16 protein-coding genes and 5 tRNA genes are annotated in these 24,474 nt (G+C 43.4%); 5 read left to right on the top strand and 16 right to left on the bottom strand.

Annotated elements, in window-relative coordinates; translation table 11 throughout:
- Positions 1 to 69: 69 nt before the first annotated feature.
- From QTN47_RS18935 to QTN47_RS18900, 8 genes are all read right to left on the bottom strand, one after another.
- Positions 70 to 141, bottom strand: a tRNA-Lys gene (locus QTN47_RS18935).
- On the bottom strand, positions 122 to 367 hold the full coding sequence (locus QTN47_RS18930; protein WP_369330976.1) for a GIY-YIG nuclease family protein: 246 nt from the start codon (positions 365 to 367) through the stop codon (positions 122 to 124). The genes QTN47_RS18935 and QTN47_RS18930 overlap by 20 nt, the downstream gene beginning before the upstream one ends.
- A gap of 28 nt (positions 368 to 395) precedes the next feature.
- Positions 396 to 467: transfer RNA gene (locus QTN47_RS18925), tRNA-Lys, on the bottom strand.
- Positions 448 to 693 carry a GIY-YIG nuclease family protein gene (locus QTN47_RS18920; RefSeq protein ID WP_369330976.1) on the bottom strand — a complete coding sequence of 82 codons (246 nt, stop codon included), beginning with the start codon at positions 691 to 693 and terminating at the stop codon, positions 448 to 450. The genes QTN47_RS18925 and QTN47_RS18920 overlap by 20 nt, the downstream gene beginning before the upstream one ends.
- A gap of 154 nt (positions 694 to 847) precedes the next feature.
- Positions 848 to 920 (bottom strand) — tRNA-Lys (locus tag QTN47_RS18915).
- Positions 921 to 1,109: 189 nt separating this feature from the next.
- Positions 1,110 to 1,183 (bottom strand) — tRNA-Arg (locus QTN47_RS18910).
- Positions 1,184 to 1,395: 212 nt separating this feature from the next.
- Entirely contained in the window at positions 1,396 to 3,237 is a 1,842-nt protein-coding gene (locus tag QTN47_RS18905) for a phosphoenolpyruvate carboxykinase (GTP) (protein WP_369330975.1), read from the bottom strand.
- Positions 3,238 to 3,282: 45 nt separating this feature from the next.
- Positions 3,283 to 4,947 (bottom strand): putative transporter, encoded by a 1,665-nt coding sequence (locus QTN47_RS18900; protein WP_369330974.1) that lies wholly within the window; start codon positions 4,945 to 4,947, stop codon positions 3,283 to 3,285.
- Between the two features lie 434 nt (positions 4,948 to 5,381).
- On the opposite strand from QTN47_RS18900, the gene rimO reads away from it, so the two are divergent.
- From rimO to QTN47_RS18875, 5 genes are all read left to right on the top strand, one after another.
- A complete protein-coding gene (gene rimO, locus QTN47_RS18895) occupies positions 5,382 to 6,692 on the top strand; it encodes a 30S ribosomal protein S12 methylthiotransferase RimO (RefSeq protein WP_369330973.1) in 1,311 nt (436 codons plus the stop codon).
- A gap of 101 nt (positions 6,693 to 6,793) precedes the next feature.
- The gene (gene bshC, locus QTN47_RS18890) at positions 6,794 to 8,392 is read left to right on the top strand and encodes a bacillithiol biosynthesis cysteine-adding enzyme BshC (RefSeq protein WP_369330972.1); all 1,599 of its coding nucleotides are present in this window, start codon (positions 6,794 to 6,796) and stop codon (positions 8,390 to 8,392) included.
- A gap of 82 nt (positions 8,393 to 8,474) precedes the next feature.
- Positions 8,475 to 8,551: transfer RNA gene (locus QTN47_RS18885), tRNA-Arg, on the top strand.
- Positions 8,552 to 8,800: 249 nt separating this feature from the next.
- Positions 8,801 to 10,093: a site-specific integrase gene (locus QTN47_RS18880; protein WP_369330971.1), complete on the top strand. Its 1,293-nt coding sequence runs from the start codon at positions 8,801 to 8,803 to the stop codon at positions 10,091 to 10,093.
- 796 nt (positions 10,094 to 10,889) lie between these two features.
- Positions 10,890 to 12,278: an amidohydrolase gene (locus tag QTN47_RS18875; RefSeq protein ID WP_369330970.1), complete on the top strand. Its 1,389-nt coding sequence runs from the start codon at positions 10,890 to 10,892 to the stop codon at positions 12,276 to 12,278.
- Positions 12,279 to 12,564: 286 nt separating this feature from the next.
- Here the strand turns inward: QTN47_RS18875 and QTN47_RS18870 are convergent, their stop codons facing one another.
- From QTN47_RS18870 to QTN47_RS18835, 8 genes are all read right to left on the bottom strand, one after another.
- Complete coding sequence (locus tag QTN47_RS18870; protein WP_369330969.1) at positions 12,565 to 13,059, bottom strand: VOC family protein; 495 nt, start codon at positions 13,057 to 13,059, stop codon at positions 12,565 to 12,567.
- 75 nt (positions 13,060 to 13,134) lie between these two features.
- Positions 13,135 to 13,338, bottom strand: a complete 204-nt coding sequence (locus tag QTN47_RS18865; RefSeq protein WP_369331080.1) for a transposase — start codon at positions 13,336 to 13,338, stop codon at positions 13,135 to 13,137.
- Positions 13,339 to 15,057: 1,719 nt separating this feature from the next.
- On the bottom strand, positions 15,058 to 16,224 hold the full coding sequence (locus QTN47_RS18860; protein ID WP_369330968.1) for a cation:proton antiporter domain-containing protein: 1,167 nt from the start codon (positions 16,222 to 16,224) through the stop codon (positions 15,058 to 15,060).
- Between the two features lie 22 nt (positions 16,225 to 16,246).
- On the bottom strand, positions 16,247 to 16,534 hold the full coding sequence (locus tag QTN47_RS18855) for a hypothetical protein (RefSeq protein ID WP_369330967.1): 288 nt from the start codon (positions 16,532 to 16,534) through the stop codon (positions 16,247 to 16,249).
- Positions 16,535 to 16,586: 52 nt separating this feature from the next.
- Positions 16,587 to 17,036 carry an Hsp20/alpha crystallin family protein gene (locus QTN47_RS18850; RefSeq protein WP_369330966.1) on the bottom strand — a complete coding sequence of 150 codons (450 nt, stop codon included), beginning with the start codon at positions 17,034 to 17,036 and terminating at the stop codon, positions 16,587 to 16,589.
- 713 nt (positions 17,037 to 17,749) lie between these two features.
- Positions 17,750 to 19,585: a sialidase/neuraminidase family protein gene (locus QTN47_RS18845; RefSeq protein WP_369330965.1), complete on the bottom strand. Its 1,836-nt coding sequence runs from the start codon at positions 19,583 to 19,585 to the stop codon at positions 17,750 to 17,752.
- A 115-nt stretch (positions 19,586 to 19,700) separates the two neighbouring features.
- Positions 19,701 to 22,046 (bottom strand): hypothetical protein, encoded by a 2,346-nt coding sequence (locus tag QTN47_RS18840; RefSeq protein WP_369330964.1) that lies wholly within the window; start codon positions 22,044 to 22,046, stop codon positions 19,701 to 19,703.
- Positions 22,047 to 22,284: 238 nt separating this feature from the next.
- Positions 22,285 to 24,474, bottom strand: coding sequence for a hypothetical protein (locus QTN47_RS18835; protein WP_369330963.1), 2,190 nt, complete (start codon positions 24,472 to 24,474; stop codon positions 22,285 to 22,287).

The following is a 24,474-nucleotide window of genomic DNA, read 5'->3' as shown; positions in this document are numbered from 1 at the left end:
ACTGAGCTAGCAGATCCTTCTTCCAATAAAAACGCCTTCAATTCTATTCGAAAAGAAGGCGTTTTTCTGTGATCCCGCTGGGACTCGAACCCAGGGCCCTCCCGATTAAGATCGGGATGCTCTACCTGACTGAGATCAATCCTTCGATATATTTTCTTGACTTCATCTTTTTAATTTGTAATTCTCGTTGCTTTGCTTGTAACAATGTATCGAACTCTTCGGTGTAGACAATCGTCCATGGCATCCCTGTTTTTGTAAATTTGGAATGTCCGATGTTATGTTCGTAAAGTCGACGCTGCATATCTGTGCATGCACCAATATAATACTTATCGATTTTTTCGGAGTAGAGTATGTAGGTGTAGGGCATAAGATAACGTTTTTTGAGGTGGTTAATTTGATCCCGCTGGGACTCGAACCCAGGGCCCTCCCGATTAAGATCGGGATGCTCTACCTGACTGAGATCAATCCTTCGATATATTTTCTTGACTTCATCTTTTTAATTTGTAATTCTCGTTGCTTTGCTTGTAACAATGTATCGAACTCTTCGGTGTAGACAATCGTCCATGGCATCCCTGTTTTTGTAAATTTGGAATGTCCGATGTTATGTTCGTAAAGTCGACGCTGCATATCTGTGCATGCACCAATATAATACTTATCGATTTTTTCGGAGTAGAGTATGTAGGTGTAGGGCATAAGATAACGTTTTTTGAGGTGGTTAATTTGATCCCGCTGGGACTCGAACCCAGGGCCCTCCCGATTAAATCGGGATGCTCTACCAACTGAGCTAGCAGATCCTTCTTCCAATAAAAACGCCTTCAATTCTATTCGAAAAGAAGGCGTTTTTCTGTGATCCCGCTGGGACTCGAACCCAGGGCCCATACATTAAAAGTGTATTGCTCTACCAACTGAGCTACGGAATCATCACTATTTTATTTCAAACATCGTATCTCGAATCCAGTGCCCTCCCGATTAAAGATCGGGATGCTCTACCAACTGAGCTACGGAATCATCACTATTTTATTTCAAACATCGTTGCTCGAACCTAGTGCCCTCCCGATTAAAAATCGGGATGCTCTACCAACTGAGCTACGGAATCTTACAAAACGAAGTGAACCGGATTGGATTCGAACCAATGACCTACTGCTTAGAAGGCAGTTGCTCTATCCAGCTGAGCTACCGGTCCGTTTTGTGAGGCGCAAAATAAAGGAAAAACAACTACTGTAGCAAATAATAATGGAAAAAAGTATTCAAACGTTTGACAATCAACCATTATCACATCTCCAAAACCCGCACAGTATCTACGTTTCACGCAAATAAACAAAAACAAAAAACGGGTCAGAATTGTTTAATGCTGAAACCCGTTTTTGACAAAACCATGTATGAATCAAGCTAAAACTATTGCTCAGGCTGTAATCCCCAATGTTCCGGAGAACGCCACAATGCAGATAATAACAACTCACGCATAAAGATGAATTCTTTCGGCAATTTGTCATACATGCGTTGGAACAGCTCTTCGTGCATCAGCACTTCCTGTTTCCACGCTTCCCTGTCAACTTCCATGATCAATTCAAAATCGTGGCGGCTGAAGTCTAATCCTGTCCAGTCCATGTCTTCGTAACGAGGCATCCAGCCTACCGGACTTTCCACAGCGCTGGTTTTACCGGTTACGCGTTCAACGATCCATTTTAACGGACGCATGTTGTCGCTAAAGCCCGGCCACAGGAACTTACCGTTTTCATCTTTCCTGAACCAGTTTACGCAGAAAATACGTGGTGCATTGGGCAGGCTGCGGCCAAATTCCAGCCAATGATTGAAATATTCGGCCATATGATAACCACAGAAAGGCAGCATGGCAAACGGGTCGCGGCGAACTTTACCTATTTCTCCAAAAGCAGCGGCTGTCATTTCAGAGCCGACTGTTGAAGCCAGGTACACACCAAAGTTCCAGTTAAACGCCTGGTAAACCAATGGAACAGTTGTTGCACGACGGCCGCCAAATACAAATGCAGCTACAGGAACGCCGTTCGGGTTTTCCCAGCAGGGATCTATTGAAGGACATTGGGATGCAGGGGCAGTAAATCTCGCATTAGGATGTGCAACAGGTTTTCCGGAAGCCGGATCATGTTTTACACCTTGCCAGTTGGTGATATTGTCGGGCGCTTTATCAGTCAAACCCTCCCACCAAATATCGCCGTCAGGTGTAACACCAACATTGGTAAAGATGGCATTTTTGCTCAATGCGGCCATTGCGTTCGGGTTCGTCTTCGTATTGGTTCCGGGTGCAACGCCAAAATAGCCGTATTCAGGGTTGATCGCGTAGAGCTTGCCATCTTTACCAGGTTTAATCCAGGCAATATCATCACCAACGGTAGTTACTTTCCAGCCTTCCATTTCTTTGGGCGGAATCAGCATAGCAAAGTTGGTCTTGCCACAAGCGCTGGGGAACGCTGCGGCGATATATGTTTTTTCTTTATTCGGATTTTCAACGCCCAGGATCAGCATGTGCTCAGCCAGCCAGCCTTCTTCCTTACCCATTACAGATGCAATACGCAGGGCCAGGCATTTTTTACCCAGCAATGCATTACCACCGTAGCCTGAACCATAAGAAACAATGCCTCTTTCCTCTGGGAAGTGCACAATGTATTTTACTGTTGGATTACAAGGCCATTTAGCGTCTGCCTGACCTTCTGCCAATGGCGCGCCAACAGTATGCAGACACTTAATGTATTCACCGTTTGCACCTAACTGATCAAGCACTTTAGTCCCCACGCGTGTCATGATGTGCATGTTGGTAACCACATATTCAGAGTCGGTTATCTGCACGCCTATTTTAGCAATGGGTGAGCCGATTGGCCCCATACAGAAGGGTATCACATACATGGTACGGCCTTTCATGCATCCTTTCAAAAGTCCGGCAAGGATCTTTTTCATTTCTTTTGGTTCCATCCAGTTATTGGTGGGGCCGGCATTTCCTTTCGTTCTTGAGCAGATGTATGTTTTATCTTCTACCCGTGCCACATCACTTGGGTCAGAAAAGCATGCGTAACTATTGGGCCATTTCTTTTCATCCAGTTTAATGAACGTGCCCTTGTCAACCAGTTTTTTACATAAGGTGTCATATTCTTTTGTTGAGCCGTCACAAACATAGATTTCATCAGGCTGCATTTGTTCAGCCTGTTTTAAGATCCAGCTTTTTAGCTCCTCATGTTGAATTTTTGATAGCAATTGGGTTGTCATGATTCTTTTTTTATTGAATAAAACAATGAATTGAATTGTCGTCGTCTACCCCGCCAGTATCAGTACCAGCAGCTGGGCAACCAGTATACGGGCAATCATGGTAATGGGATAAACAGTTGCGTAAGTAACCGCTGGCGCATCTGAGCCCGTTGTTTGTGTTGCAAAGGCCAGTGCAGGCGGATCCGTAGACGCGCCGGATAAAAGCCCGCATACTTCGAAATAGCTTTTCTTTAAAACAGCCGTGGCAACCAGTCCTGTCAGGAGTAAAGGAACCAGGGTTATGATGATGCCGTACAACATCCACTTTAGTCCGTCGCCATTACTTAAAATCTCAATGAAATGATGTCCGCTGGAAAGCCCGACGCTCGCCAAAAACAATACAATGCCAATCTCACGCAACATCAGGTTGGCACTTTGCGTCATGTATGTACCGAGCCAAAATTTAGAGCCAAAGCGGCTTACTACCAGCGCAATAATGAGCGGACCACCAGCCAGTCCGATCTTTACCGGTGCGGGTACACCTGGAATCATCAAGGGAATACTTCCTAAAATAACACCGAGTACAACACCTGTAAAAACCGGCGCAAGCTGCGGATGATCAAGGCGTTTGAGTGAGTTGCCTAAAATTTTAGCGCAATTCATTACAGCCGCCTCTTCTCCCACAACTGTTACTTCGTCTCCAATCTGCAACTGCGTACTTTGCGTGGCTACAAATTCAATCCCCGCTCTGCTGATCCTGGTAACATTAAAACCAGCCGGCACAAGCAGATTCTTCAGCGGCTTCCTTGTAGCAGCAGTTTTCGTCACTACTACCCGCCTGGAGATAAGGTTACTTCCACCTGCCGCGAGGTCTGTTTCACTTTCGTTACCTATAAATAATTTCAATTTTTCAAGGTCTTCTTTTTGTGTAACAATCAGCAGCACATCATTACTTTGCAACAAAATTGTATCTGTTGGAGCCTGTACTATGCCGGCATGCTGAATGCGGGATACTACAAAACTGGCATTTATGATATTACTCAGACTTCCCAGCGGCCTTCCGAACAGCTGAGCGTTTTGCACAACGAGGTTTACCCGTTCCGGACGATTGATGCTTTTCAGTAAGGTTTGCTGATAGCGTTCATTTTCTTTTTGAATATTTACTCTAAATATCTTCTGCAATAAGATCATTACCAATATAATCCCAATCACACCAAAAGGATAAGCTACCGCATAGCCAAGATTCAATTGAGACAGTCTTTCGGCGTTAACCGTATTTACATCAAACAACGCTTGTTGCGCGGCACCCAGCCCCGGCGTATTTGTAACGGCACCCGACATGATACCCGCCATCACATGCACAGGAGTATTGGTTAAAAAAATGAGTGCTATTGTTACCAGTGCGCCTGTAAGCACAATTATTAATGCAAGCATGTTTAATGCAAGGCCCTGTTTTTTAAGGGAGGAGAAAAAACCCGGGCCAACCTGTAATCCAATAGTGTACACAAAAAGTATTAAGCCAAATTCTTTGGCAAAATGCTCTACATCTTTGTTAAGAAGAAATCCGAAATGAGACAGTGCCAACCCTGTAAACAATACCCATGTAACGCCCAGCGAAACACCCAATACCTTAATCCGCCCAAGTAAAACTCCCACAGCGATTGTAACACCATACAGTAAAACAGAATGGGCTACTGAGTCCTGCGTCCATAAGCTTGAAAACCAATCCATTTCTTAATTGATTATCTTGTTAATTAATATTTCAGATGGCAGTATCGTTAGAATGGCCCAAGGCTGATAAGGTACCGTTGAGTCTCCGCAAATGCTTTGATCATCAATCCTTCGAACGAACGGGATGCGGAACTAATTCATCTTTCGATGCTTTTATACAGATTTGGAACAGAACAATTTATACAGGAAGTCTCACATTTTCAACACTTCTATGAGCACCAATCATGCTGTAAAAGTAGCCGCAGCAATTCCGGTTAAAAATGACTTACATCAGTTGTAAAAATGATTTTCAGACACATTATGCTACCAGTGTGCGTCATAAATGCAGTACGCGGCAAAGATTTTTCAGTACAATAACAATGTTGATAAAGGAATGTTTAGATGCCTCGGGACCTGTTACTTCTGAGATATTATAGCTACCTTTGCGCCCTATTATGAAAGTAAGAACACTAAAGAAGGACAAGGTAAACATCATTACATTGGGGTGCAGCAAAAATCTTGTTGACAGCGAGGTGCTTAGCGGCCAACTGAAAGCCAATGAAATTGATGTGGTGCATGAAAGTGGCAAACTTGATCATAACATTGTAGTGGTGAATACTTGTGGCTTTATTGATAAAGCCAAGGAGGAAAGCATTAATACTATTTTGGACCAGGTGAACCTGAAGAAAAAGGGCAGACTGGACAAAGTGTATGTTACAGGTTGCCTTAGCGAACGTTATCGCGGTGATCTGGAAGCCGAGATTCCGGAAGTTGACGCATGGTTTGGCACATTCGACCTTCCTTTAATGTTAAAACAATTTGACGCTGACTATAAAACTGAACTGTTGGGTGAACGCCTGCTGGCGACGCCTAAACACTACGCTTATATGAAAATAAGCGAGGGTTGCAACAGAACCTGTTCCTTTTGTGCTATTCCGCTGATGAGGGGGCAACATGTGAGCAAATCCATGGAAGAGCTGGTGAAAGAAGCCGAAGGACTGGTGCAGAAAGGCGTTAAAGAAGTAATGCTGATTGCTCAGGAACTTACTTACTATGGTCTGGATCTCTATAAAAAAAGAATGCTGGCAGATCTTGTGAACAGACTTGCCGATGTGAAAGGGCTGGAATGGATCAGGCTGCATTATGCCTACCCCAATAAATTTCCGCTTGAAGTAGTGGATGTAATGCGCGATCGCGATAATGTCTGCAACTACCTCGACATGCCGCTGCAACATGCAAGCGATAACATGCTGAAAGCGATGCGTCGTCAAAGCACAAGGGCTGAAATGGAAGATACAATCAGTGCCATCCGGGAAAGAGTTCCGGGCATTTGCCTGAGAACTACTTTGATCAGCGGCTTCCCCGGAGAAACACAGGATGATGTAGAAGAAGTAAAGGATTTTCTTCAGAAACAGCGCTTTGACAGAGTGGGTATTTTTACTTACAGCCATGAAGAAGGCACGACAGCCTATGATCTTGCGGATGATATTCCGGCTGATGAAAAGCAGGCAAGGGCGCAGGAGATCATGGAAGTGCAGCAGGAAATAAGCTACGAAAAAAACCAGGAAAGAATCGGTCATACCTATAAAGTGATCATCGATAAGAAAGAAGCGGGACGTTATTTGGGTCGCACCGAATTTGACAGTGTTGAAGTCGATAACGAAGTCGTAATTCATTCCGAAAAGAAACTGCCGATCGGTGATTTTGTGAACGTGAAGATTACAAAAGCTTACGATTACGACATTGAAGGTGAAGTGGTTGCATAGAAGTTAAAAACATCGAATTACTTTTCGAAATAAGTAAGATTTGTACGAACGGTTGCTTTTTATGTGCGAATTATACTTATTTCGTACACTCAATTGTGTTCATGGAAACAAATTGTACTTATACTTCGTACGAACAGACAGGCTTTTTTTCCAGGATAGTTACAGATTACTTAGCAGGCCATCAACAACTAAAGCCATTTTATCAGTACACTCCTGATATTGATGGCATAAAAGCGGCGCTTGCTGACAGGCAACATGTGAATTACAACCGGCCTGCATTGGTTAATGCGTTGCGCACGCAATATGAGCACCTGACTCATCATCATAAGGTTGCGGCCAACCTGGATCTGTTATTGCAGCCACACACATTTGTAATAACCACAGCGCATCAGCCGAATATTTTTACAGGTCCGCTCTACTTCATTTATAAAATACTGCATGCCATTCAACTGGCGGACAAACTTTCCCAACAACTACCCGATTACAATTTTGTACCGGTGTATTATATGGGCAGTGAAGATGCCGACCTTGATGAACTCGGCCAGACCTACATAAATGACAAACCGTATGTATGGCAAACCAAACAAACCGGCGCTGTCGGCAGAATGAAGGTTGACAAAGCGTTTTTATCACTGATAGATGGAATAGAATCGCAGATAGCTGTGTTGCCTTACGGAAAGGAACTGACGGAGATCTTCAGGCAGGCTTATAAGCAAGGCTCAACAATACAGGAAGCTACACTGGCGGTTACAAATGCATTGTTTGGAAAGTATGGACTAATAGTGGTGATACCGGACAATCCTGCATTAAAAGCTTTATACAAGCCGGTGATACAAAAAGAACTACAAGAACAATTCTCTTATAAGATAGTCTCAGATACAGCGGAACAATTAGACCAACATTACAAGGTTCAGGCAGGTGGACGCGAGCTCAATCTTTTCTATCTGATAGATGACAAGCGCGAACGGATTGAGAAGATAAATGATACATATGTAGTAAACAATCTTGGACTTCATTTTACAGCGGAAACAATATTAAAAGAACTTGACGAGCACCCTGAAAGATTTAGCCCCAATGTTATTTTAAGAGGCGCGTTACAAGAAACTATTCTGCCGGGCGTTGCATTTATTGGTGGCGGCGGCGAGCTTGCATATTGGCTGGAGTTAAAGAATGTGTTTGCTGCAGTAAATGTCCCCTACCCTGTTCTTGTATTAAGAAATTCTTTCCTTGTCGTAGAAGAAGAATGGGCGGAAAAAACCAAACAACTACAACTGAAACTGGACGATCTTTTCAAGCCAGAGCATGACTTAATGAATATGGTAGTGGCCCTGCATAGTGCCAACACCGTTAGGCTAAACGGCGAGCTTGACAAGATTGATGAATTGTATAAAACGATAACAGAAAGAGCTGCGCTTGTTGATAGCACATTACACGACCATGTAATGGCATTAAAGACCAGGGCGCTTCAACGTTTGGAAGAACTGGAGAAGAAAATGATCCGTGCGGAAAAAAGAAAATTCAGTATGGAACTTGAAAGGATTCGCAAGATAAAAGCTGTTTTATTTCCATCAGACAGCTTACAGGAAAGACGTGAAAACATTGCAGGTCTGTATGGATTGTATGGTGCAGAACTGCTTGATGTACTGTTACAAAACTCATTAACTTTGGAACAGCAGTTTGGTATTCTTGAAATAAAATAATGAAGATTTTATAAATATTTTTGGCAGTACAAACTTTTCTCTTATTTTTGCGCTCCCAACAACGAAAAAGGGAACCCAAAACGGCCTCGTAGCTCAACTGAATAGAGCATCTGACTACGGATCAGAAGGTTTCAGGTTTGAATCCTGACGAGGTCACCAAAAAGGATATCAAATTCCGCTAAAAGCCAGCAAAGTATTGATTTTGCTGGCTTTTTTGTTTTCAGCTATATCAAAATAGTTGAAATAATTTCAAAATTCTGGTGAACAAATCGGTGAACAAAAAAAACCGGACAATTTTGTTCACCAGAATTTCCAAAAGCCTTGTCCAGCAAGCGTTACAAACTTTCATTTTTTAGTGAAAGTTTGATTTTAAGCCAACTTTTTAGGATTGTTTTCACCAGCGAGTTCATGGCATTTTTTAACCAACAAAAAAATACTATGGAACGAAGACACAGTTTTTCAATTACCAGCTTTATCCGAAAACATAGAAAAACTAAAGAAAACGAGTTTCCGGTTTACCTCCGTATTACAGTTGATGGCAAAAGATCAGAGTTTGCCACAAAAATTACAGTTGACCAACAAAAATGGAACGCTGCCAAAGGGAGGGTTAATGGAACGCATGAGACATCCAAACGCTTAAACCTAATGATCGGCAACCTTGAACACAGGGCACAGGATATTTATAATCAGTATTTATTGCATGGTAAGATTGTTACAGCAGAAATAATTAAAAATGAAATTACAGGTTTCGATCATAAACAAAGAATGCTGTTAGCGTCGATTGCGGAGCATGTTCATGACATGAAAACTAGCGAAGGACATGGCTATTCTTCAGGAACAATAAAAAATTGGCAAGTAACAGAAAGGCATTTGAAGGACTTTATAAAAGTCAGTTATAATGCTCCTGACATAACTTTTAAAGAACTAGATCACAGATTCGTCACCGAATTTGAAATATTCGCCAGGCGGGAATGGCAATGTAAGACTAATGCTATTCTCAAGCATATCCAGAGACTAAAAAAGGTTGTAATGATGGCCGTTAACAAAGGATGGATCGATACCGATCCCTTCATTAATTTTCACCGCAAACAAGAAAGAACTCATCGCACATTTCTGACAAAGGAGGAATTGGAAAGAATTGAAAGAAAGGAGTTTCAGTTTGAGCGGCTAGAAAGAGTGAGAGACGTTTTTATTTTTTCTTGTTATACCGGTCTAGCATTCGTAGATATTGAAAAACTAACCCAGGACAATCTTGTAACCGGTATAGACGGCAAAAAATGGATTTATACTTTCAGGCAGAAAACGGACACAAAATCAAATATACCGCTACTTCCGGCTGCTTTAAAAATCATAGAAAAGTACTACACCGCAAATGACAATTATACAAACAAGCTTTTACCGCTAATTACTAACATAAAAACTAATGCCTATTTAAAGGAGATTGCGGATATGTGTGATATAAAAAAGAATCTGACCTTTCATATGGCCCGGCATACATTCGCAACTACAATAACATTGAGCAATGGTGTTCCCATCGAAACCGTCAGCAATATGTTAGGGCACACAAAGATTACTACCACACAGATTTATGCAAAGGTGCTCGAGAATAAGGTGAGCAATGATATGATGGTGTTGGAGCGAGAACTTTCGATAAACAATAAGGACCGAACTCTATCACAAACAATGAATGAAAATAGATGATGCAACGAATTGAACCTGCTTCATTCGTTTTAATTTCCTACTACATTAACCATGGACAAGAAGCCTCCAGGAATCTAACTGTTAATCAGAGGGTCGCTGGTTCAAGTCCAGCTTCGGGAGCAAAGCAAAGCGCTTGTAGTACAAGGGTTTTGCCTTTTTATCAACTCTTATCTTACACTGTAGCTTATTGAATCGTTAATAAAAACGTTAATAAGCGAATGATTTCTCTATCGAACGGCTGCAGCTGCAGCGAATTATCAGTAAATCCTAAGGATTGGAAAACCTGTAAACCTTCAGCGTTAAAAGACACCTGGTACATCCAGTATTATTTTTACGATCCCATTTTCCGCAGTGACTCCAAATATAAGTACGGCCAACTAGTCCTGGTCAACGTAATGAATCGATTTAAAAACGCCTAGCGAAAGACATGATGCTACAGTTCAGCTTATAACAAACGAGCTTAAGTTGCTGAAAGATCAAGGGTATAATCCGATAACCAAGGAAGGATGTTCTGGTTCATTTTGTAACAACTATATTACATAACTACAATACGTTTGAATATAGAATGCTTTGCATTTTGCGGTTCCGCCAATAGGTTTATAACGAGCGATCTTGATGGAATGAAAAGTCAATATTCGCATAGTTGCTTAAAAGATCAATAGAATGTTTTCCATCGTGCTGAACCATTTATTGAAAGCTCATCGCTACTTATTGAAGCTGGCATTATTCATGTTGGAAAAAATATATCTTTCTATTGCTCGATGAACACAAATTACTTCTATAATAATGTTTTTATATGGAAACGACCTACGTAACTAAAGCTAAAATAAAACCTATAATTATTAATAGTGTTCTGTTAATAAGCGTGTTGTTTGTTTTATCAAACAAAGCTTATGCCCAGAATAACGATTCTGTGACCATTGCCAGCCTGGAATCTCAAATACGAATACGAGCTGCGGAAATTGAGAAAAAAATGATTGGCTGGCGCGAAGACATTCATCAGCATCCGGAATTAGGCGATGCAGAGATGCGCACTTCAAAAATAGTGGCAGACCAATTAAACCACCTCGGCATGGAAGTAACCACCGGTGTTGCACGCACCGGCGTTATCGGCATTTTAAAGGGGGGAAAACCTGGGGCAACAATAGCCCTCAGGGCAGATATGGATGCGCTTCCCGTTAAGGAACCTGAAGGCTTGTCGTTTGCCTCTAAAGCCATGGGCACTATGAGAGGTCAGCAGGTGAATGTTATGCATGCCTGTGGACATGATACACATACCGCCATGCTTATGGCAGCAGCTGAAGTGCTTTCAGGTATGAAACAGGATATTCCGGGAACAATTATGTTTATCTTTCAGCCTGCGGAAGAAGGTTCCAGCATTGTTGATCCGACGACAGGAGACATTTGGGGAGCACAACTGATATTAAAAGAAGGGTGGTTTAAAAAAGTTAAGCCTGAGGCGGTTTTCGCATTGCATGTGATGGTGGGACCTTCCGGAGCTATCTTTTTTAAAAGCGGCGCTACCACGGCCGGCAGCGAAAACTTTACGTTGAAGGTAAGCGGCAGAGGAGGCCACGGTGGTATGCCATGGAGTACAATTGATCCAGTTCCGACTGCCGCATTAATTGTCTCAGGATTGCAAACAACTGTAAGTCGAAAAGCAGACCTTACAAAATCGCCTGCTGTGGTTACGGTAGCCACCTTACAAGCAGGGTCAAACCCTAATGTTATACCTGATTCTGTTTTTATGTCGGGTACGATTCGTTCCTATGATAAAGATTTTCAAAATAAATTAGATTCAGATGTTACATTAACGGCAGAAAAAATCGCAGAAAGTCAGGGCGGCATAGCAAAAATCACGATCACTCCTAATTATCCCGCTACCATTAATGACAGCAAGCTTGCTGATCAGATGTCACCTGTTTTGAAACGAGTCAGTAACAATGTATCTGAATCTCCATTGCAGGGTGCTTCGGAAGACTTTTCTTTTTATGCGAAGGAGATTCCGGGTTTATTCATTTTTTTAGGCATCACACCTAAAGACCAGGATCCCGCAACCGCGGCGCCCAATCATAATCCACATTTTTTTGTAGATGAAACCGCGCTCATAACAGGAATTAGGGCAATGGCGTCAATGACTATAAATTACCTTGTTAGTGCAGCAAACACCAAAAAAAACAAATAGCCAGGACAGGAATAAAATAAACAAATTGCCTACGACCACATTCGCTTGTAAAATTATCCTGATAAAACCCTTACCTAAAAATTAACCTATAAGGTGCAGTAACAGAAAAGCTTATTTGATATGCTCAGTCAGTAAACTACAATCTTTCAGATATTACCGAGCTGCCTTAATTCGTATGATGCGCGGTAGTCAATTTTGATAAAGGCCGATGGCTCACCGGAAGAAAGTTAGTTGTGCAAAAAAATCCGCGATGATGTTTGAAAATCATTAAAAAATTAGCTGATAATTACCCGTCTATTTCTTTCATTAAATCATCCAAGTCAAGTGCTCTTGTAAACATATCTAATGATCCGTCACTCTTTTTGGGCCAAAGTTCCCTAGGCCTGTCCCAATATAATTCTACGCCATTTCCGTCGGGATCGTCCATGTATACTGCCTCCGACACGCCGTGATCGCTGGCACCGGTTAATGGATAGTATGCTTTCCGTAACCTGGCGTAAATTATTGCCAGATCTCTTCTTGTAGGATAAAGAATGGCTGTATGAAACAACCCAACACCGTTTTTTGGTGCTGCTGGATATCCTTTGCTGTACCAGGTATTCAAGCCGATATGATGATGGTAGGATCCTGCAGATATGAATGCCGCCTGGCTACCATACATTGTGGTTACTTCAAAGCCTAATAGGTCTCGGTAAAATTCAAGTGCCCGTTCAAGGTCTGCTACTTTTAAATGAACATGACCAATTCGAGCTTGCGGAGGAATGATGTAATCCTTTTTCATTTTATTTTTTTTGCCTGCTATGTTTTCCGCAACTCCATGCGCCATAACCTGTTCCCAAAAATGACCTCCATAATATCAGCGTCTCAATTCTGAAAACTCTTCCAATAATAGCCGGGTACTTCTTCCCTTCAAACGCTTAACCAAATCACTTACTGATAATTCTTTGCCATAGCTAACGAGCAAATGGATATGATCTTTACTCACCACTCTCTTGATAATCTTGACATCCAGAATGTCACATACTTGTCCAATCAGGCCCCGACAATGTAACTGTACTATCGTGGAATGGTATTTTGTGCTTCAAACCAAATGAACATTCAATTGGCTCACATTATGACTTCCTTTCCTTATTTCTGACATCCTGCAAATTTATGCGAGATTTGCAGAAGTAAGTGTTTTTTCGGCAGCCAAAACTATTGGCGTGTTTCTATGATGGATGAATTATTGTTTCTTTCAAATCGAAAGTATTTTCTACTTTAAGATCATCAGTAAAAAACTTGAATTGGCCTTTGCAGCATGTTAGACAGTTTTGCCGTAAGTTAAAGTTGTAAGTATGCCTTTTTCAAATGATATTCCTATGATTTCGAAATTATAGGATCCTTTGCCATTTTCTTTATTCCTTATGTATTTATAGGCCTGGTTTTATTATTCTCCTGCGCGTTTCGATGTTAAAAGGAATTAACCAATTTACCGGCTGATATAATTGGAGCAGCTGTGCTCAGATGCAATAAATCGCCTTCTATTTTTACTATCCGCGGTTTTGTGGTATATATAGATCTATCGAAAAGACTGCACTGTCGAACGGTTTTGATACTACATCGAAACGGCTTATTCGTGCTTTGGATGAATCGGTCTCGCTAAGACTGGCCAACAGGTGCCTGGAAATCTCAAATGACTTTGCTTGTTGCATTAAATCCTCCTAATTACTTAGTTGTTCAAATTAACTCGCTGAATAAGCCAGCCTCTTCGCTTCACCTTCATTACAAAGGCTTCATTACTACTACAGGCTGGTCTGCCCCTGTGACTTCACCTACGTTCACCTTCTGCATAGTTACCTGCCGGCTTTGTAACCAACTTTTCACGTATCGCTCACGACCAGGGCTCTTAACCAAAGCCGCATACGCTGGTTTGAAACCTCCTCCTGCAAGGTGGTTTCGGCGGGCCTACCGCCATCTTTTACAAAGCACTGCTTAACTGTTATTCACGTAGTCAAGCGTTCTTGGCACTCTAAACCTTAACTGCACCAATTAGCCCTGGAATAGCACCCACTGCGTACATGAGATTGGGTACCTGAATCAAAATAGCTGCACACCCTCGCATTCGCTTCATTGATGCCTGCATTGCCATCCTGCGCGTGGACAAACTCAAGAACACATAGCATAATATTAAAAGCTAACTTGCCAGCAATCTTTTTTAAAGCGCCACTTTTGCTTCTTCTCCATAAAAAGATTTTTGATATGGTTGAATTAAAAATTCCAGATTTCCTCAAGTTCATTATCTGTAGTTGGAGAAAATATTTTTTCAAGAATTTGTTTGCCCAATTAATGAAGATTTAAATCATGGAATAAGATATTCAATATCCGGCTTTTTATCTATATGAGGCCCAGTTTAAGAATAACATAGGTCGATAGCACATGCAGTCGAAGTGCCGGCTAACATTTTTTTTAGCTTGCTTGTAAGTTTTTCGGGATGGAAATCAATCTTCTTAAGTTCATCAAATATAACCGGTCTCGCATGACCTATTGCTTCTAGAAATTTATCGTCCTTCAACAACTGTATCCAGTCCGCATTGCCACAACGTTCACAGCTAAAAGCTGGTGTACGGAATACCAGTGTGTCGAAAAATTGATAGGAATGCATAATGATAAATAAGTGTGTTCAACCTACTTCTGCATTGCATTCCTTTCAAATAATTTACACTAAACCGGCATAGGAGGACGAACTAATATTCCTCACTTGTTGGTATGAAGTTTTCACCTGGAGCGCCAGTTAGCTGTCTCAATTCCGTTTGCTCCTAAGTATGTATGTGACCAGACGCTGAGGAAATTGTATCCATACTGTAGAGAGTAATAGCGACAAACCGGTGGTAGCGATTACAACTTTAAAAAAAGCACTGTCAATCAGCCCCAGGCTATGCGCAAGCGAACAGGCAAGTATTCCGAACTCGCCTGTATGTGCCAGCAATGCACCAGCGTAAAAACTATCCGCCCACTTGAACTGCAACACCCGGAAGATCAGCGCCGACAATAGGCTGTTGCTGATGAGTATAAGGCTTGCCGCAATTAGTGTCAATTCTGGATGTGTCATAATGTAGCTGAGGTCCAGTTGCAGGCCAATAGACATAAAAAAGAAAGCAACAAAAAATACCCTTAATGGCCGCAACGTTTTCTCCAGCCAATGTAATGCCGGTGAACGGCCGATTAAAATGCCCGCGATAAAGCTCCCGATAGAGCTGGTTAGCCCCGCTAATTCAGCTAATGTGCCAAAGCCAAGACACAGCGAAAGCCCGAAAAACACCTGTAAGTCATGATCATTTTGCAGAAACGTTAAACCGGGAATACGGATAATCCGGTCACCGCGTATGGATTTAAGCAAAACAAATATCAGTGCACACGCTATAGCCGCACCTATTAACGGCACAACCTGTACCTGGCTGGAGCTGAGAAAACGTAAGAGGGTTAGCGTAGGCGCGAGCAACACATCCTGCAACAACAACATGTTCAGGATAACTATACCGAAGTTGGTGGCTAGCTGGCCATTTCTTCGCAGGTAGTCGCTGACAATCGCCGTACTGTTGAAGACGAAGAGCATTGATAAGATAATGCAATGTTCATTCGGTAAATGCAGGATACGGCCGATAAGGAATGCAAATCCGATACCGAGCAACGTTTTGGATACCTGCGCAATAAATGGTTTTATCAGCAGGCTGCGCCGGTTGGGGATATGCATCTCCATACCAAGAAAAAACATTAGAAGCAAAAGGCCTACTTCACCAATCGTTTCAATCTGCTGCGTTGTCGGAAGTATGCAATGCAGCACGGGACGAAGAAGCGTACCTGCCGTCAGGTACGCTATAAGGTATGGTTGCCGTAGTTTTTTTAAGAGCACAATCAGTAGTAACACTACCAGGCAGGCCAGGCTGATAGAAAACAAAGTAACATCCATAGGATCTCAAAGTATAATACAGTTATCCGATATTAATAGCTCTGAACGTTTCTTTCGTAATGATTTCAAAATTATCCTTTGCCTCACAAAGGGTGCAGTATCGCGCGGCCAGCACCGTTTCCAGCGGTTGACCGGTATCGACCAGGTGCATGCGTATAGCGGGAGTAGGTTTTTCTGCAATTAATGCGCCTTTTAACTGGCTAAATAGTTCAAGGGCATCTTCCTTACTATCGCTGATCTGGAAGCGCGCCAGCTCTACGTAGCCATCTGTGATGCGGATGTTACATTCGATTTGATATTGTGTTTTCATATCATCTGGCATAAAAAAATTACAAAGTCCGCCCGCAGGCGGACTTTGCACATTAACTAACTTGAATGGTTTTTGGCCCCTTTTGTTTGGCCTCTTCTTTTTTGGGGATAACCAGCCTTAGCAGCCCGTTATCGTAGGTTGCCTTAATGTTTTCGCCGTCCACAACATCTGTAGGGAGCTCAAAGCTTCGGCTAAAAGATTGATAACTGAATTCTCTGCGCGTGTAGCCGTGCTCCTCGCTGTTTTGTTCTTGCTGTTTTGAAGAACTAATGGTTAGGTAGTTGTGGTCCAGGGTAATATTGAAATCTTCTTTGCTCATTCCCGGAGCAGCTACCTCCACTTCAAATTCCTCGTTGGTTTCCTTGACATTTACAGCCGGCACAGTTGTGCGTGTAGCTGAATAATTATTGTTGCCCCAGTTAAAAAACTCACGGCTAAAGAAGTCGTCGAACAAGCTGGGAACGGCAGACTGGTTGTTGCTGTTTCTTTTTACGAGTGACATAGTTAACCTCCATTTAAATTGGTTGAACAATAATTTACCTTTTTGTGGTTGACCCAACCTCAAAAAATCCTATCAAGTCATGGACCATCCTGGAATCTGTGTATTTTTTTCAGTTTTTCTGTCATTTTTTACTGACATTTTTTATGATGTCAGCACAGGCGATAACCGGGATAGTCATCTGCCCTCAATTTGTGGTTCAAACCACCACTTTTTCTTCTTGATAAAAAGACTTTTGATATGATTGAATTAAAAATTCCAGATTTCCCCCGGCTCACTAACTGAAAACGCGGTAGTATGATGACCTTGACATTTCATCTGTGTACGAATTCAATAAATGTTGGCTTTATATAAAGATCAGGTACGCTCCAAGTTTTAAAGGGACTATTTCACCTATAGCCAAAAGCAGCGTTAATCGCCAAACCAGGTTGAAGATTTCCGGTCTTTAGCAATGCAGACAGTCCGTCATCATTGGGCTTTGCCTGTATTTCTCCATTAGACGTGTGTAAAAATTTTTATGTTCATACATTCTTACATTACTAATCCTGGAGCGTGTTCCGCAGAATTACACAATTTTTTAATCTCGCCCTGATTGGATCAGCGCTTATAGTGTATTAAATTGTTTACGAAACATTTATACATCAATACAATCGGGGTTGAATTGTTCAACGCTTAATCCGCGAACATATCGCGCCTGCGGTGTCACTGTGCTATTTTTATTTGATTGAAACATTGTCAATATAATAAACCGCGGCCTTTTCATCGGGCTGGTCTTTTCTGTCTTGCAAAAGGTCTGTATCGCCTAATCCGCGAGGGGCGCCGGTTCTGAAAACCAACCTTTGTAATTTTGTCTTACTGCTTTTCCTGTAAGGAATTTCTACCTGCTTATTTGAACAATAAATTTGTATAGATTTTTTGTTGCTGCCAACAGTTACTTTAAAAGGTTGCCATTTATTTGGTTCATAATTTCCTAAGCTGGCTTCATGTTTACCGGAAACTGCGTTAATGGTTCCATCGGGGACGAACGTTAACGTCAAAAACGGTTTTCCCTCTTCATCCTGAATTTCAACATCCAGCCGTTTGTCGGTTTGCTCCGGTTTTATCTGAAATTCAGCCGTTATAACGTTTGCTGTTGGGAAAAGCCGCATGGCCCGGGCATAATCCGTTGGATCGGCATCACGAAGTTCGAGGCATCGGTTCCCGCTATTCCCCGGCTCATCAACTACCCTTACCGGCGCCCATTTCGGAGAATAAATATTCCAGCCTGCAACAAATACCCCGGGTTTAGTGCTTTGAAAATCGTCCATCGGGCAGGGAGCCGCATTCGTTTTCAACGGCAGTGGTATTCTTGAGAGCCAGATGTCTTCTTTATGAACACTGTAGATCAACCAGGTTGAAGCCTTGTCTGCAAACGTGCTATCGGACGACCATGCCGCCACGCCCCGGACATACTGGAAGCCAAAATCCTTGTATTTACCGGGATAGCGACGTGGGGGATATTCGCCATGTACTACCCTCGTGTCTTTAAAATGAACGCCATCGCTGCCGCTTACAACCACCAGCGGAAATCGTTTTGCCCGTTTTGGGTCGGGGTTATAGTTTAGCAGATACTGACCGTCGCGGGTGCGTTGTCCCCAAACTTTAGCCGATCCGGCGATCAATGTGGGCGGTAGCACGGGTTCGGTCCAGGTTTTGCCGCCATCGCCGGAGGTGGTTACAAAGCCCATCTTTGAGATCCCAACCCATTGGTGGTCCGGCCGTTCGTAAAAACAAAATGCTTTGCCAAATTTCCATCCTTTGAGAGGAGGAGTTTTCTCGTGCCATTCCATTTTTCGGTCGCCAAGTAACATCCCATAATCCTGCTGTTCGAGCAACATGTTGTTGTTGACAGCCTCACGACAAGCTTCAATGAAACCCTGATCGGTCGATTTTTCAAAATAAGGGGGCATTTTATCGGATGGAGTGATTAGCGTGAAAACCTCTCCTAACTTGTGATCGGACTTAATTTCACGAACAAGCAATACTTTTTTTTGGGACTCGCTGACATTGCCAGCACTAACATTGGCCGCGCAGAAAGCCAGCATCCGGTCGTTTTTTGTATGGTAAAAGTAGAACCGGCCAGGCCAGGCCAGGTTGCGTGGAAAGAAGTCTGCCGGCTTGCTCCAGTCAACCCCGTTTTGCGAAGTCGCGTAAACAACTTTCGAGGGAGGAACGTCTTCATCCTTCACAGTCATATTCCAGGCGGCATACATCCTTCCTCTCCATTCGGCCAGGTCCATATGGTGCGCGTAAGTCCAGCCATCCCCATCCGCCAGCTCTGCCGCATCTCGGGTTGTACGGAGCAGTTCAATGTTCTGTACCTCTGGCAGCGGAGGCAGTTCTCCATCCGGCTTCTCAAGGTTTAGCTTTTTTGGTTCATTTCCGGCAACCTGTATCACGGTGTCGGACTGAAAAAAAATTCTGCCATATGCGTTTGCAACGTTTCCTAGAAGCACAAAAGCCAGGGCAAGCATGCGAAGCAGATGAAGTGTATGCGGATTTGTTTTTTTCATGTTGAGCAGCTTTAAAGAAATTCAGCGGTTTAATTTAGAGAAAGGGTAAGTTGTCTTTGAAGGTATTGTTGACAAAAAACAGCAGCCGGGAAACTAGCTGCTGTTTTTGAATGATTTATTGTTTAAGAACCCAAACATCGGTTACCCTGGACTTTTGTCTCCAGTTAATATGCTCTTCTGTAGTTGGCTTATCAAACGTAATTTTCAACTTGCCGTCTTTGATCAAATCTTTGGGAAGAGGAAATTCCTTGAATTGCTCGAATCCTTTTTCATATTTGGTCGGTTTTAAAAGCTGGCCATTGGCGCGCAAAAGGGCCTCTCCAAAACCAGCAACCCGAATCAGGTAATTGGTATTGGGGTCAAGCTCAGTATACTGCAATTCCGGGTTGAATTGGAAAAGCTGTGTTGACAGGCGTTTGCGGCTCCATCCGTCATTATCCCACAAATAATCGATGGCATCGTCTGTTTCAGAAGTGACGTGTTTGGCGTCAGCGCTCGAAATGTTGTCGTAGAAAGAGCCTTCGCCGGGAGTCTCATAGTTGCGGATGACATCAAGGCGGGCTGCTTTTTCCTCCTCGCTCTTTATTTCTTTTATTTTCCTGAATTCATCTTCGAGCCACCAGCGGTTATTCAGCGGGTAGTCGATAAAATCGCGGAAACAAGCTCTTTCATAACCTGCAGCCTGGTACATTTTTACACTGGTTTGCAGTCCGCATGATTTATTCAATGCATCGATGTAAAACAGCGTTTTTGTCTTCAAGTCCTGCGCAGCAGGCTCTTTCTCGGCTAATTGAAGATGAGTTAACGCTTCGTCCACGGCTTTGTCGGCGCCGATTGTTTTTGCTTTGGCCAGAATGTCATTCGATTCCATTTCCAGTTTATGTTCGTATGCCTGGCGTTGCTGGTCGTATGCATCGTAGTATGCACGCATCACCAATTGTTGCCAACGCCAATTAACGCTATCCAGGCGTGGGTTCTCTGCTTCAAGTTTTTTCCAGTGTGCTAATGTTTTCCCGATGGCTGCATTTCCGGCAATCGGCCCAACCCAATTTTGTTCCAAAGCAATAATTCCGTCAGCAGCATCGTTGGCAACTTTCGAAGAGAAGAAGAAATTACAATATTCTTTCACTACGTTTTTAACATCCTGCTTCGTGTCCCATGCCATTTGGCTCCAAATCACTTTGTTGATATCGTCGTGGCAACCGTCAGAATAGGTGCCAAATCCATCGGTGTAGGGAGCATCGTGGTTGTGGATACTTGCATAATAGAGCGGCTGCGGGTTGGTAACTTCGCGGCCTTCGGTCAGGGCAAATGCCTGGTCCCATTTCTTTACAGGGAACTGGCAACGTACGGTGTGGGTTACGTCGGGATAGTTGCGAAGTTTGTACTTCTTGGGCATGCGTTCGCGCTCTTCTTTGATTGGGGGACTACTTGGGCCATTGATGATACCCCTCAGCCAATCCGGATTTTTTTCATTGATGTAGTTGAAGAAATAATCCACTTTGTCTTTATCAAATCCCTGGAGGGAAATCCACATACCGGCATTCGGGTGGTATTTATGCATGATGGTTGTCATCTCTTCCAGGAAAGGCAATACATCGGCCGGGTGGTTGTCGCCAGGATCGCCGCCGGGATAAAACACGTCATCGAAACGCGGGCAAGCTTTAAAGAATGCTTCATATTGATCAAGAATAGCCTGGCGCTGTTTTTTGTCTTTCAAATCGGCTTCAACAGCAGCCCATACCCAATAGTCGAGGTCGTATTTTTCGCAGATTTTGCTAAAAACAACATTCATCGAGTCGCGGGGATATTTCATGAGCGGGTCGGGACGTGTGTCCTGAAAAGGAATGCCTTCAATACCGTTTGCTCCGAAGAGCATCTGCTCGCGAAAATGCTGGTCAAATTGGGCAATGGTCCACGAATCCCACGAGTTAGCCGTTTGGCGATACCCAAACTGATGAGCACGAATGGCATATTCAGGCGAAGAGGAGATGTCGGTCGCGGTAGGAATGCTGATGCTTTTATCGGCCATGTCGGCTATACGGAGAAGTTTCCCGATCCCGTATAAAACCCCGCGGGGGTCGGCACCAATAATCCAAAGCACATCTTTTCCGTTGGCATTGGTATGCACCAAACGGAACCCTTCTTTTTTTGTTTCGGGAAGCGTATCACCCGTACGTTTCAAAACAGTCTCGCCGTATAGCGTCTCATCGTCAGAGAGTGCGCAGGCAATAATGGTTTTGCCGTCCCAGCCTTCAGCGGTTTTTAGCTGAAGATTGGTGCGTTTCCCAATTTCTTCGATCAAAATAGCCCTGGCAGATGCGTTAAGCGGGGCTTTTATTTTGGGCGAAATGAGGATGACTGCATGCGATAAATCAAGCTTTTTGCTAGCATTGTTGCTGCATGATGCGAATCCAAAGATTAGGGCGGCAAGCGCGAAGATTTTAAGAGAAAGTCTCATACTGTTCATTTTTTCATTTATATATGGCGGGGGGACTAGTATTTATTAGTGCTGAGTGACGAGCTTTTCGCACCCATCATTCAATGGCGTTTCTTTAAGATCATCAAGATTTATCAAGTACGATTTACGAAGCCCGCCCGCGCCTAATGCACATTCGGACGGGTACGAAGTACCTAATTTTGGACTTGCTTCGCGTTTGCATGACCTATTAAGAAAATACCATTCACTCATCATTCTTTTATTGTTTTAGCAACCAGACATCCGAAACGTGGGATTGCTGGCTCCAACGGATTTTTGATTCTTCAGGCCGGTCGAATGATACGTGAATTTTGCCATCTCCAACCAGGGCCATTGGAACCACGAACTCTTTGAACCCTCCAATTTCTTTATCATAAACAATCGGGTCCAGGCGTTCGCCGTCAACACGCAGAAGAGCATCGCCACGGCCTGAAACGCGAATCCGGTAACGGCCGTTTGGGTCAAGGTCTTCATAATTCAGTTCTGGATTTTGCTGGTAAAGTTGCGACGATAACCTTTTTCGTGACATCCCGCCGTCCCACCAAGCCACGTCGGTGGCGTCATCCGATATGGTAGTACAGTGAGGGCTGGTTTCAATGTTAGAGATATTGTCGTAAAAACTTCCGTTCCCGGGATTTTCCCAGGTGCGGATAATATTTAACCTCGCCAGCTTTTCTTGTTCCGATCGCATGGTATCAACTTTCTTAAATTCATCTTCGAGCCACCAGCGGTTGTTCAACGGATAATCGAGGAAGGTGAGAATGCAACTTCGCTGGGAGTTGGATGCCTGGTATTTTTTGACATCGCTTTGGTAGCCGCACGACTTGAATAGATCGTCCAGATAGTTTACGATTTTGGCGTGAATATCCTGGCACACTGGTTCAGTATCAGCTTTTTTCAATACGTCCAGCGCTTGTTGCGTGGCTTTTCCGGAACCAATTTCGGGGGCGGTGGCAAGAATTGCATTGGCTTTATTTTCAAGGTCTTGCTCATAGAACTTTCGCCTTCTTTGATATGTATCGTAATAAGAGCGAACCATCAGCGTTTGCCAGCGCCAGTTTCCGGCTAATTGAGGGTTTTCTTTTTCCAGCTTTTTCCAGTGATCAAAGGCTGTTTCAATGCCGCCGTTTTTCTTGACGGGGCCGTTCCAGTTCATTTCCAAAGCCATAATACCATTGGCTGCGCTTTCGGCCAGTTTCGGCCCAAAGAAATAGCGGCAATAGTCTTCCATAATGGTTTGTGGCTCCAGGTTTATGTCCCAGCCGCGCATGCTCCAGGTTACTTTGTTTACATCGTCGTGGCAACCATCTGAATAGGATATAAACCCATCAGAATAAGGGGTATATTTAGCATGGATTGTAGCGTAGTAGTTGGGCATAGGACAGATACCTTCGCGCCCATAGGTGAGCATATAAGCCTGATCCCAGTTTTTGACCGGGTAATCGCAACGGACATTGTGCGTAATGTCCGGATACAGGCGGTGTTTGTATTTGGAAGGAAGCCTGAACCGGGTTTCGGCAATTGGCGGGCTGCTTGGGCCTGACACAACGCCTTTCAGCCAATCGGGATTATTTTGGCGCAAGTAGGCGTAGAAATAGTCAATTTGTTCCTCGCTGAATCCTTGCAGTGAAATCCAGATTCCGGCATTGGGGTGGTATTTGATAAGCCGCTCGTGAAGCTCTTTTAAATAGGGCAATACTTCGCGCGGATGATTATCGCCGGGGTCGCCTCCCGGAAAAAAAACGTCGTCGAGTTTCGGACATTTTTTATAAAAGTCTTCTTTGGTATCCAGATCTTTTGTCCGCGCAACCTGATCTTTCATATCGCAGCCAGCCGGAGTCCACACCCAATAGTCAATGCTATATTTTTGGCAAATTTTGCTAACCTCAATATTCATTTCATCCGGAGCAAGCTGCATGAGTGAATTCCTTTTTTCTTTCTCTGCGGGAATCATTTCAACCGCGTTGGTACCAAAAACAATCAGATCACGGATGTACTGTTCGTATTGGGCAACACTCCAGGCATCGGTGGAATTGTTGGTGGCACGGTACCCCAGTTGGTGACCACGGATGACCTGCAGCGGAGCTGTAGCAATCTCGTCTTTTTTATTGAACAAGATTTTGTTTTTCTCCAGGTTGGCTTTTCGCAAAAAATCGCCGACAGCGAATAATACGCCGCGGTCGTCAGCCCCGATCAGCCACAAAATTTGTTTCCCCGTTTGGCTGTCAACAACAATCCGGTAGCCTTCAGCTTTTGTTTCCGGAAGGTTCTTACCATTACGTTTTGGTACCGATAGCCCGTCTACTCTTTCATCCTGCATAACTGCCAGCGCGATAACCTGATTTTTCCCGGACGATGCAAACCGTTGGGGGCTGATTGAAGTTCTTTTTGCCACTTCTTCCTGCAACAT

The sequence above is a fragment of the Danxiaibacter flavus genome (assembly GCF_041060425.1).
GTDB classification, from domain to species: domain Bacteria; phylum Bacteroidota; class Bacteroidia; order Chitinophagales; family Chitinophagaceae; genus Danxiaibacter; species Danxiaibacter flavus.
This window is presented reverse-complemented; position numbering and strand designations above follow the sequence as displayed.

Bases quoted from the DNA above. Each gene is read 5' to 3' on its own strand.
- QTN47_RS18850 (WP_369330966.1), bottom strand. From the start codon at position 17,036: ATGTCACTCGTAAAAAGAAACAGCAACAACCAGTCTGCCGTTCCCAGC.
- bshC (WP_369330972.1), top strand. From the start codon at position 6,794: ATGGAAACAAATTGTACTTATACTTCGTACGAACAGACAGGCTTTTTT.
- QTN47_RS18835 (WP_369330963.1), bottom strand. From the start codon at position 24,474: ATGTTGCAGGAAGAAGTGGCAAAAAGAACTTCAATCAGCCCCCAACGG.
- QTN47_RS18930 (WP_369330976.1), bottom strand. From the start codon at position 367: ATGCCCTACACCTACATACTCTACTCCGAAAAAATCGATAAGTATTAT.
- QTN47_RS18905 (WP_369330975.1), bottom strand. From the start codon at position 3,237: ATGACAACCCAATTGCTATCAAAAATTCAACATGAGGAGCTAAAAAGC.
- rimO (WP_369330973.1), top strand. From the start codon at position 5,382: ATGAAAGTAAGAACACTAAAGAAGGACAAGGTAAACATCATTACATTG.
- QTN47_RS18860 (WP_369330968.1), bottom strand. From the start codon at position 16,224: ATGGATGTTACTTTGTTTTCTATCAGCCTGGCCTGCCTGGTAGTGTTA.
- QTN47_RS18875 (WP_369330970.1), top strand. From the start codon at position 10,890: ATGGAAACGACCTACGTAACTAAAGCTAAAATAAAACCTATAATTATT.
- QTN47_RS18880 (WP_369330971.1), top strand. From the start codon at position 8,801: ATGGCATTTTTTAACCAACAAAAAAATACTATGGAACGAAGACACAGT.
- QTN47_RS18920 (WP_369330976.1), bottom strand. From the start codon at position 693: ATGCCCTACACCTACATACTCTACTCCGAAAAAATCGATAAGTATTAT.
- QTN47_RS18870 (WP_369330969.1), bottom strand. From the start codon at position 13,059: ATGAAAAAGGATTACATCATTCCTCCGCAAGCTCGAATTGGTCATGTT.
- QTN47_RS18900 (WP_369330974.1), bottom strand. From the start codon at position 4,947: ATGGATTGGTTTTCAAGCTTATGGACGCAGGACTCAGTAGCCCATTCT.
- QTN47_RS18840 (WP_369330964.1), bottom strand. From the start codon at position 22,046: ATGAGACTTTCTCTTAAAATCTTCGCGCTTGCCGCCCTAATCTTTGGA.
- QTN47_RS18845 (WP_369330965.1), bottom strand. From the start codon at position 19,585: ATGAAAAAAACAAATCCGCATACACTTCATCTGCTTCGCATGCTTGCC.
- QTN47_RS18855 (WP_369330967.1), bottom strand. From the start codon at position 16,534: ATGAAAACACAATATCAAATCGAATGTAACATCCGCATCACAGATGGC.